Genomic DNA, 1025 nt, shown 5'->3' on the forward strand with positions numbered 1-1025 from the left:
AAGATGTAAGGACTGCTAGGGTTTTGCTCTAAATAGCGCAATAGGGCCTCTTTGACAATGGGCAACATCTCCAGGGTGCGCACACTTGAGCGTGTCTTAGGCGTGCCTAGCTCATTTTTTTGGCTTAAAGTGCGCTCAATGCGGATGGTATTCTTAGCAAAGTTGACATCACTCCATTTGAGAGCTTGAATCTCGCCCACTCTAGCCCCTGTAAAAAAAGCCACGACTAGATAGGTCTTAAGCCTCAGGTCCGAACACACCTCCAACATGTCACTCACCTCTTCTAGGTTTAGGGGTTGTTTTTCTTTAGGGGGCCTGGCCATAGCCAGGCGTTGTTTAAAAAAAGGGCTGGCCTCTATGTAGTCCATCTCTAGGGCGAAGTCTAAGAGGCGTTTGAGCAGGTGTGTGAGGTTTTTAGCATGGAATTGGCTGGGGGATTTTTGGGCCAACTGGTTGTAGAAATCTTGGATACTCTGCTTGTTGATCTGGGCGATGGGGGTTTGAGCATTGAAAAGCTCTACAATGGTGTTGAGACGGCTCTTGATAGTGCGTTGGCTGGAGGGCTTGAGGCCTAGATTATGTCTTTGGAGGTATTCTTCTACAACAACGCCTAAAGAAGGGCTATTGGCGTATTTGATTTGGGCTTGGGCTTTGGCGCGATTTTCTGGCGTGTCGGGCATTTTCAAGCTGAAGCGTTTGCGTTTGCCCTGCTCGTACACTTCAGCATAAAGCATTCCATTGCGGGGGTAGTATCTCATTGTTGCTCCTTTGTTTGTATGTTCAAAAGTTTCGGTGATTAGTAAGTGTGTGTTAAATGAGAGCTTTATGACTTCATAAAAAGTCACCCCCCCCTTGGGGATTTGAGCGCGCATTTTAGCAGAGTTTTTTCAAGTGAGCTTGTAGGCTAAGGCTTAGCTTAACAATGCTCTTGGGCGCAGTTGAGTGCAAAGAAGAAGGATTGCAATAGGCTAGAAAAGCCTAGTTGTGGGGGGGTAGTTTTTTAGAGGAATTGATAGCCACTATCA

Annotated in this window: 1 protein-coding gene; it reads right to left on the bottom strand. The window is 46.6% G+C overall.

The genetic code is table 11. From position 1 onward, the window contains the following. On the bottom strand, positions 1-758 hold a 758-nt coding region (locus C6H04_RS07200), incomplete at its 3' end, for a tyrosine-type recombinase/integrase (RefSeq protein WP_158653830.1). Positions 759-1025 lie beyond the last annotated feature (267 nt).

It is taken from the genome of Helicobacter salomonis, assembly GCF_900197775.1.
Classification (GTDB): Bacteria; Campylobacterota; Campylobacteria; order Campylobacterales; family Helicobacteraceae; genus Helicobacter; species Helicobacter salomonis.